Origin of the sequence: Actinotalea ferrariae (assembly GCF_019733465.1) — a bacterium.
Lineage (GTDB): Bacteria > Actinomycetota > Actinomycetes > Actinomycetales > Cellulomonadaceae > Actinotalea > Actinotalea ferrariae_A.
This window is the reverse complement of sequence record NZ_JACVQL010000333.1, coordinates 1-8,311: the sequence shown is the minus strand read 5'-3', so window position 1 is coordinate 8,311 and position 8,311 is coordinate 1. Positions and strand designations below refer to the sequence as shown.

Here is an 8,311-nt window from a genome sequence, read left to right as displayed (position 1 = left end):
CCCCTGCACCGGGTCGGCGGGCGCGGAGCGGGCACGGAGCGACTCGCTGGGCGTCGCGGGCAGCGTCCTCGGCAGCGGGACCTGCGCCCGGCTGGGCAGCGGGGTCGGCGGCTCGTCGCCGCTGGCCCGCGACGCACGGAGCCTCAGTCCCCACACCGCGACTGCGACGGCCAGCAGCACGGCGACGTCGAGCAGGGGCCTCATGCCGCACCGCCCGTCGCGCCCACGACGCCGCCCGTCGGCGCGTCGGCACCGACGAGCGCCCGCACGGCTGAGACCAGTGCCTGACGGTCGGCCGACCGGCGCGGGCGCAGACCGGTGTCGAGCACCGTGGCGCCCGGGGCGTCGCCGCCGAGCCGCGCGCCGCGCGCCCCGACGACCTCCCAGCGCAGCACGACGACACCCTCGCCGCCCGCGACCTTGCCGGCGATCCCCGGGGCGAGGCTCACGTCGCGGAGCACGCCTGCGGGCACGAAGAGGTCCTGTGCGCCGGCTCGGGTCAGCAGCACGCCCGTCTCGTGCACGGTCACGCTCGCCGCGGACCGCGCACCGAGGTCGTGCGCGACGACCCGGTCGAGCCAGTCCCCCGCGACGGTCGTCGAGACGTACGTCGCCTCGACGGGGCCCATCCGCACCGCACCGAGCAGGTCCGAAGCGGGCACCGGCGGCAGCGCCGGCACCAGGGTCGCCGACCGTGCCGCGCGGGACCGCCAGCCAGCGCGCATCGCGAGCAGGACGGCCACGAGCAGCGAGACGAGCACCGCGATCCCCACGGCCTCCCTCATCGGGCGGGCGCCGGCTGGGGCACGGCGACGGCGTCGAGCACCGTGGGACGGCCGCGGAGGAACGTCGCGACCACCCGGCCACCGAGCTCGCGCCCGCCGTAGGGGGTGTTACGGCTCGCGCTCGCCAGCGCCGCGGGGTCGACCGTCCACCGCGCGGCCGGGTCGATGAGCGTGACGTTCGCCGGCTCGCCGACCGCGAGCGGCCGACCGTGCGCGCGCTCGCCGGTGTCGATACGGCCGATCCGCGCGGGCGCGGTCGAGAGCACGCGCGCGACGTCCGCCCAGCCGAGCAGGCCGGTGTCGACCATCGTCGTCTGCACGACGGACAGCGCCGTCTCCAGACCGGTCATGCCGAAGGCCGCGGCCGCCCACTCGCAGTCCTTGTCCTCGCGCGTGTGCGGCGCGTGGTCGGTGGCCACGATGTCGATCGTCCCGTCGGCCAGGCCCGCGCGGACCGCCATGACGTCGGCGTCGGTGCGCAGCGGCGGGTTGACCTTGTAGAGGGGGTCGTACGTGCGCGCGAGCTCGTCCGTCAGCAGGAGGTGGTGCGGCGTGACCTCGGCCGTGACGTCGATGCCGCGCGACTTCGCCCAGCGCAGGATCTCCACCGACCCCGCCGTCGAGAGGTGGCACACGTGCAGCCGCGAGCCGACGTGCTCGGCGAGCAGCACGTCGCGCGCGATGATCGCCTCCTCCGCGACCGCGGGCCAGCCGGCGAGGCCGACGTCGGCCGAGACGACGCCCTCGTGCATCTGGGCACCCACCGTGAGCCGCGGCTCCTGCGCGTGCTGGGCGATGACGCCGTCGAACGCCTTGACGTACTCGAGCGCACGGCGCATGAGCACGGGGTCGTGGACGCACTTCCCGTCGTCGGAGAACACGCGCACGCGCGCCGCGGAGTGCGCCATCGCGCCGAGCTCGGCGAGCTGCTCACCCGCGAGGCCCACGCTCACCGCGCCGACCGGCAGGACGTCCGCCCAGCCCGCGTCGCGGCCCAGCCGCCAGACCTGCTCGACGACGCCCGCGGTGTCGGCCACCGGGGACGTGTTGGCCATCGCGTGCACCGCGGTGAAGCCGCCCAGCGCCGCCGCCCGCGTGCCCGACGCGACGGTCTCGGCGTCCTCGCGGCCGGGCTCACGCAGGTGCGTGTGCAGGTCGACGAGCCCGGGCAGCGCCACGAGACCGGCCGCGTCGACCACCTCGGCGTCGCCCGCGTCCCGCGCGGCGTCGGCGCCGACGGCGACGATGCGCCCGTCCGCGAGCAGGAGGTCGGTCGGGTCGCCACCCAGCGGGGCGGCGCCACGCAGCAGGTACGTCGCGCTCATGGGGTGGTCTCCTTCTCCTTCGCGAGCAGCAGGTACAGCACGGCCATCCGGACGGCCACGCCGTTGGCGACCTGCTCCACGATCACGGCGCGCGGGGAGTCGGCGGCGTCCGCCGAGATCTCCAGGCCACGGTTCATCGGGCCCGGGTGCATGACGATCGCGTGCTCCGGCAGGAGCGCGAGCCGCCGCGCGTCGAGCCCGTACGCCCGGGTGTACTCGAGCGGGCTGGGGAAGAAGCCGGTCCGTCCGGCGCCGGTGCCGTCGCCGCCCATCCTCTCGCGCTGGACCCGCAGCATCATGATCGCGTCCGGCTGCTGGTCCGCGAGCACCTGGTCCAGGTGGTACGACGTGCGGGACGTCCACGACTCCGCGCCCACGGGCACGAGCGTCGGCGGCGCCACGAGCGTGACCTCCGCCCCGAGCGTGTGCAGCAGGTTGACGTTCGAGCGGGCGACGCGGGAGTGCAGCACGTCGCCGACGATCGCGACGTGCAGTCCCGTGAGGTCGAGGCCGACGCCGTCCGGGTTGTCCGCGTCGCCGCGCAGGTGGCGGCGCAGCGTGAACGCGTCGAGCAGCGCCTGCGTCGGGTGCTGGTGCGTCCCGTCGCCCGCGTTGACCACCGCGCCGTCGACCCAGCCCGAGTGGGCGAGGCGGTGCGGCGCCCCCGAGGCCTGGTGCCGCACGACGACGGCGTCGGCCCCCATCGCCTGGAGCGTCAGTGCGGTGTCCTTGAGCGACTCGCCCTTGGAGACGCTCGAGCCCTTCGCCGAGAAGTTGATGACGTCCGCGGAGAGCCGCTTCGCGGCCGCCTCGAACGAGATCCGGGTGCGGGTGGAGTCCTCGAAGAAGAGGTTGACGACGGTGCGCCCGCGCAGGGTCGGGAGCTTCTTGATCTCCCGTGCCTGCGTCGCGGCCATCTGCGACGCGGTGTCGAGGAGGTGGACGGCCGTGGCGCGGTCGAGGTCCGCGGCGCTGAGGAGGTGCCTCACCGGTCCCCTCCCGCGATCCGGACCGAGTCCTCGCCGTCGATCTCGGCGAGGCGCACGCGCACCTGCTCCGTGAGCGACGTCGGCAGGTTCTTGCCCACGTAGTCGGCGCGGATCGGGAGCTCGCGGTGGCCGCGGTCGACGAGGACGGCGAGCTGGACCACCCGCGGACGGCCGAGGTCGTTGATCGCGTCCAGCGCGGCGCGGATGGTCCGGCCCGAGAAGAGGACGTCGTCGACGAGGACGACCGTCCGGTCGTCGACGCCACCGGGCGGCACGTCCGTGGCACCGATGGTCCGGGTGGGGTGCCGGTGGAGGTCGTCGCGGTACATGGTCACGTCGAGCGACCCCACGAGGGCTGCGGCGTCGAGGCCCGGCTCGACCTCGGCGATCTTCGCGGCGAGGCGGCGCGCGAGCGGAAGGCCTCGGGTCGGGATGCCGAGGAGGACGAGGCCGGTGCCGCCCTTGTTGCGCTCGAGCACCTCGTGCGCGATGCGGGTTAGCGCCCGGCCGATCTCGGGGGCGGTGAGCACCTCAGCGCCGCGGGCGGCGTCGTCGGCGGCGTCGCCGGGGCGGTCGGTGGGCCGGTCGGTGGGCACAGCAGGGCCAGAGGGCATCTGGCGACCTCCTTCCCCGCCTCACAGGACGGGTCGTTAAAGGATGTCTGTCGGCCGCGACCCTACCCGACCCCCGACGGCGTCGCGCCGGACGTCCGCCGCCGGAACTGGGCGGGCGTCTCCCCCGTGAGGCGCCCGAACGTGCGCGTCAGCACCGCCTGGTCGTAGAACCCCGCGGCCGTCGCGACGTCGGCGAGGGGGAGGTCGCCGGCGCTGAGCAGCGCGGCCGCCCGGTCCACCCGGCACCGCAGCACGTACTGCTGGGGCGACAGCGCGAAGACCTTCCGCATGCGCCGGTCGAGCGTCGACGGCGAGCACCCCGCGGCCGCGGCCATGTCGGCCACGGGGACCGGGCCGTGCAGTCGCTCGGCGACGAACGCCGCGACGCGGTGGAGCGACCGCGCCGTGACGTCGTCGGCGTCGCGCGTGCGCAGGTCCTCGGACACGCTCACCAGGCCCACCACCTCGGCGCCGTCGCGCACGGGCACCTTCGAGCTCAGGTACCAGCCGGGCGGCCCACCGGGGCGTGAGATGAGCTCGAGCTCGCGCCGCAGCGGCTCCCCCGTCGTCAGGACCGCGCGGTCCTGCACCGCGTAGTGCTGGGCCAGGTGCGGCGCGAACAGGTCCTCGGCGCGCCGCCCGACCACGCCCCGCCGGCTGCACTCCCCCGTGCGGTCGACGAAGGCCTGGTTGACGACGACGTAGCGGCCCGTGACGTCCTTGGCGCAGAACATGGTCCCCGTGAGGGAGTCCATGAGTGTCGTCCACTCCGGCCCGAGCGCACGGCGCAGCCGCTCAGCCTCGGGCCAGGCGGCGTCGGTCGTCACCAGCCGGACGCTACCGCCCGGGCGCTAGCGTGAGGACGCGTGACCCCCGCCGCGCTGCTGCTCACCCCGGGTGCGGGCGCCGACCGCGACTCGCGGACGCTCGTGGCGCTCGAGGAGTCCCTGGCCCCCTTCCCCGTGCGCCGGGTCGACTTCCCGGGCCGCGCCGCCGGGCGCCGCGGGCCCGAGCGCGCCCCGGTCGCGATCGCCCACATCCGCGCCGAGGCCGACCGGCTCGCGGCGGACCTCGGGGTACGCCCCGAGGACGTCGTGCTCGGCGGCCGCTCATTCGGCGGCCGGATGTCCTCGATGGCCGTCGCGGAGGGGCAGCCGGCCGCGGGGCTCGTCCTGCTCTCCTACCCGCTGCACCCGCCGGGCAGGCCCGAGAAGCTGCGCGTCGAGCACCTGCCCGCGCTGCACGTGCCGGCGCTCGCGGTGTCGGGGCGGCGCGACCCCTTCGGGACGCCCGAGGAGCTCGCCGAGCACCTCGGCGCGATCCCGGGCCCGCTCACCACGGTCCTCGTGCCCGGCGCGCACGCACCGCCCGACGACACCGCCGTGTGCGCCGCGGTCCGCGACTGGCTGCGCGGGCTCGGCGCCCCGGTCTGACGACCGGCACCCCGACGGGTGTCCCGCCGCCAGGCGGATCCGCGCGCCCGGGACGCCCGATCCTGACAAGACGCCGCCTCGGCGCGGGACGCACGATGGGCGGATGAGCCCAGCCACCTCGCCCGCCGACCTGACCGACGCCGCCGTCGCGCTCGCGGAGCGGTGGGTCGAGACGACCGCGGCCGGCCAGACCGCGCGCGAGCGGCGCACCACCGGACGCCTCGCCGCCCTCGTCGCCGACCCGGCCGGGCTCGAGCTGGCCGTGCGGTTCGTCGACCGCGTCGCACGGCCCGAGGACGTGCACGTCGCGGCGCACGAGCTCGCCGGGCTCGCGGAGCTCACGTCGGCGGCCGGCGGCTTCCTCGGTCCGGTCGACCGCGCGCTCCTCGCGGTCGGCGCCCGCGTGGCTCCCGTGCTGCCCCACGTCGTCGTCCCCGCGGCACGCATCCGGCTCCGCCAGCTCGTCGGCCACCTCGTGGCGGACGCCGGCCCGGGGCTCGGAGCGCACATCGCACGCGCGCGCGCCGAGGGCTTCCGGCTCAACCTCAACCTGCTCGGCGAGGCCGTGCTCGGCGAGGCCGAGGCCCGCAGCCGGCTGCAGCGCGTGCAGCGCCTCGTCGAGCGGCCCGACGTCGACTACGTCTCGGTCAAGGTGTCCGCCGTCGCGAGCCAGCTGTCCACCTGGGACACCGACGGCAGCCGCGACCGGGTGGTCGAGAAGCTCCTGCCGCTGTACCGCTCGGCCCACGCTCACGGCACGTTCCTCAACCTCGACATGGAGGAGTACCGCGACCTCGCGCTCACCGTGCGCGTGTTCGAGCGCCTCCTCGAGCACCCGGACCTGCGCACCATGGAGATGGGCATCGTGCTGCAGGCCTACCTGCCCGACTCCCTCGCGGCGCTCGACGAGATCACCGAGCTCGCCGAGAAGCGCGTGGCGGACGACGGCGCACGCGTCAAGGTCCGGCTGGTCAAGGGCGCGAACCTGGCGATGGAGCGGGTCGAGGCCGAGCTGCACGGGTGGCCGCAGGCGCCCTACCCGACGAAGGCGGACGTCGACGCCTCGTGGATCCGTCTGCTCGACCGCGCGGTGGACCCGTCCCGGACACGGGCCGTGCGGGTCGGTGCGGCGAGCCACAACCTCTACGGCGTCGCCCTCGCGCACCTGCTGGCGCAGGCGCGGGGCGTCACGGCCGACGTCGACATCGAGATGCTGCAGGGCATGGCGCCGGCGCAGGCGCGTGCCGTGCGCGACGCCGTCGGGCCGGACGGCAGCGTGCTGCTCTACACGCCCGTGGTGGCGCGCGACGACTTCGACGTCGCCATCTCCTACCTCGTGCGCCGGCTCGAGGAGAACGCGGCGCCCGAGAACTACCTGCACGCGCTGTTCACCACCGACGACGACGCCCCGGCGGACGGCCTCGCCGCGCAGCGTGCCGGCTTCCTCGCCGCGGTCCGCGACGCCCCCGTCGTGAGCGCCGAGCCGCGTCGCGCGCCCCGCCCCACGCCGACCCTCCCCGGCGCCGGCTTCGAGAACGCCCCGGACACCGACCCGGCCGTCGCCGCGTCCCGCACGTGGGCGACCGATCTCCTGCGCCGCGCGCGTGCCGCCGACGTCGACGTGCCGCCCGCGACCGTCGTGCGGACCGAACGCGAGATCGACGACGTCGTCGCGGCCGCGGTGGGTGTGCGCGACCGCTGGGCCGGGACCGCACCCGCCGCGCGGGCGCGCATGCTGCGACGTGCCGCGCTCGAGCTCGAGCACGTGCGCACCGACCTGGTCGCGGTCATGGCCGCGGAGGCGGGCAAGACCGTCGCGGAGGCCGACCCCGAGGTCAGCGAGGCGGTCGACTTCGCGCGGTACTACGCGGACGCCGCGGACCGGCTCGCGGACGGCTCCGTGCCCGGCGCGGTCTTCCGGCCTGACGGCGTCACGGTCGTCACGCCGCCGTGGAACTTCCCCGTCGCGATCCCGGTGGGCTCCGTGCTGGCCGCGCTCGCGGCCGGCTCCCCCGTGCTCGTCAAGCCGGCGCCCCAGACGCCCCGGAGCGCGCAGGTCGCCTACGCCGCCGTGCACCGCGCGCTCGAGGCCGAGGGACACCCGGCGACGGTGCTCCAGGTGCTCGACTGCCCCGAGGGCGACGTCGGACGTCGCCTCGTGAGCCACCCCGACGTGCGCCGCGTGCTCCTCACCGGGTCGATCGAGACCGCGCGGCTCTTCGCGTCCTGGCGCGCGGACCTCGACGTGCTCGCCGAGACGTCGGGCAAGAACGCGATCGTCGTCACGCCGTCGGCCGACGTCGACCTCGCGGTCGCCGACGTCGTCCGGTCCGCGTTCGGCCACGCCGGCCAGAAGTGCTCGGCCGCGTCGCTGCTGATCCTCGTGGGCTCGGCGGGCCGCTCCGCGCGCCTGCGGCGGCAGCTCGCGGACGCCGTGACGTCCCTGCAGGTCGGGCCGTCGACCGACCTCGGCACGACCATGGGCCCGCTGGTCGAGCCCGCCGCGGGCAAGCTGCTGCGCGCACTCACCACGCTCGAGCCCGGTGAGCGGTGGCTCGTGCGTCCGCGACGGCTCGACGCCGAGGGCCGCCTGTGGACGCCGGGCGTCAAGCACGGCGTCGCACGGGGCTCGTTCGTCCACCTCACCGAGTGCTTCGGCCCCGTGCTCGGCGTCATGCGCGTCGAGACGCTGGCCGAGGCGATCGCCGTCCAGAACGAGGTGCCGTTCGGCCTCACGGGCGGGCTGCACTCGCTCGACGAGGCCGAGATCGCGACGTGGCTCGACGCGGTGGAGGTCGGGAACGCGTACGTGAACCGGCACATCACGGGCGCGATCGTCCGTCGTCAGCCGTTCGGCGGCTGGAAGGCGAGCGCCGTCGGGCCGGGCGCCAAGGCGGGCGGTCCCGGCTACGTCCCGCAGCTCGGCCGCTGGGCCGACGCCGACGACGTGCCCCAGGACGACGACGCGTGGCTCGCGTGGGCGCGCGCCGACGACGACCGCGTGTGGCGCGAGGAGCTCGGCGTCGAGCACGACCCGTCGGGCCTCCGCGTCGAGGCGAACGTGCTGCGCCACCGGCCGGTGCCCGGGCTCACGGTCCGCGTCGGCACCGGTGCACGCGAGCGCGACGTCCGGCGCGTGCTCGCGGCCGCCGAGCGCGCCGGCGT

8 protein-coding genes are annotated in these 8,311 nt (G+C 76.1%); 2 read left to right on the top strand and 6 right to left on the bottom strand.

Annotation, left to right across the window (positions count from 1 at the left end; genetic code table 11):
- The 6 genes from ICW40_RS19195 to ICW40_RS19170 form a co-directional block, all read right to left on the bottom strand.
- On the bottom strand, nt 1-204 hold a 204-nt coding region (locus tag ICW40_RS19195), incomplete at its 3' end, for a hypothetical protein (RefSeq protein ID WP_221655589.1).
- Nucleotides 201-773 carry a PH-like domain-containing protein gene (locus ICW40_RS19190; protein WP_308121917.1) on the bottom strand — a complete coding sequence of 191 codons (573 nt, stop codon included), beginning with the start codon at nt 771-773 and terminating at the stop codon, nt 201-203. The genes ICW40_RS19190 and ICW40_RS19195, both read right to left, overlap by 4 nt.
- 8 nt (nt 774-781) lie before the next feature.
- On the bottom strand, nt 782-2,110 hold the full coding sequence (locus tag ICW40_RS19185; protein ID WP_221655587.1) for a dihydroorotase: 1,329 nt from the start codon (nt 2,108-2,110) through the stop codon (nt 782-784).
- Nucleotides 2,107-3,099, bottom strand: coding sequence for an aspartate carbamoyltransferase catalytic subunit (locus tag ICW40_RS19180; protein ID WP_221655586.1), 993 nt, complete (start codon nt 3,097-3,099; stop codon nt 2,107-2,109). Before ICW40_RS19180 ends, ICW40_RS19185 begins: the two co-directional genes overlap by 4 nt.
- A complete protein-coding gene (gene pyrR, locus ICW40_RS19175; protein ID WP_221655585.1) occupies nt 3,096-3,713 on the bottom strand; it encodes a bifunctional pyr operon transcriptional regulator/uracil phosphoribosyltransferase PyrR in 618 nt (205 codons plus the stop codon). Before pyrR ends, ICW40_RS19180 begins: the two co-directional genes overlap by 4 nt.
- Before the next feature lie 62 nt (nt 3,714-3,775).
- Nucleotides 3,776-4,540 (bottom strand): helix-turn-helix domain-containing protein, encoded by a 765-nt coding sequence (locus ICW40_RS19170; RefSeq protein ID WP_308121916.1) that lies wholly within the window; start codon nt 4,538-4,540, stop codon nt 3,776-3,778.
- Between the two features lie 39 nt (nt 4,541-4,579).
- On the opposite strand from ICW40_RS19170, the gene ICW40_RS19165 reads away from it, so the two are divergent.
- Together ICW40_RS19165 and ICW40_RS19160 are read left to right on the top strand one after the other, a co-directional pair.
- Complete coding sequence (locus ICW40_RS19165; protein ID WP_221655584.1) at nt 4,580-5,146, top strand: alpha/beta hydrolase family protein; 567 nt, start codon at nt 4,580-4,582, stop codon at nt 5,144-5,146.
- Nucleotides 5,147-5,249: 103 nt separating this feature from the next.
- On the top strand, nt 5,250-8,311 hold a 3,062-nt coding region (locus ICW40_RS19160), incomplete at its 3' end, for a bifunctional proline dehydrogenase/L-glutamate gamma-semialdehyde dehydrogenase (protein WP_221655583.1).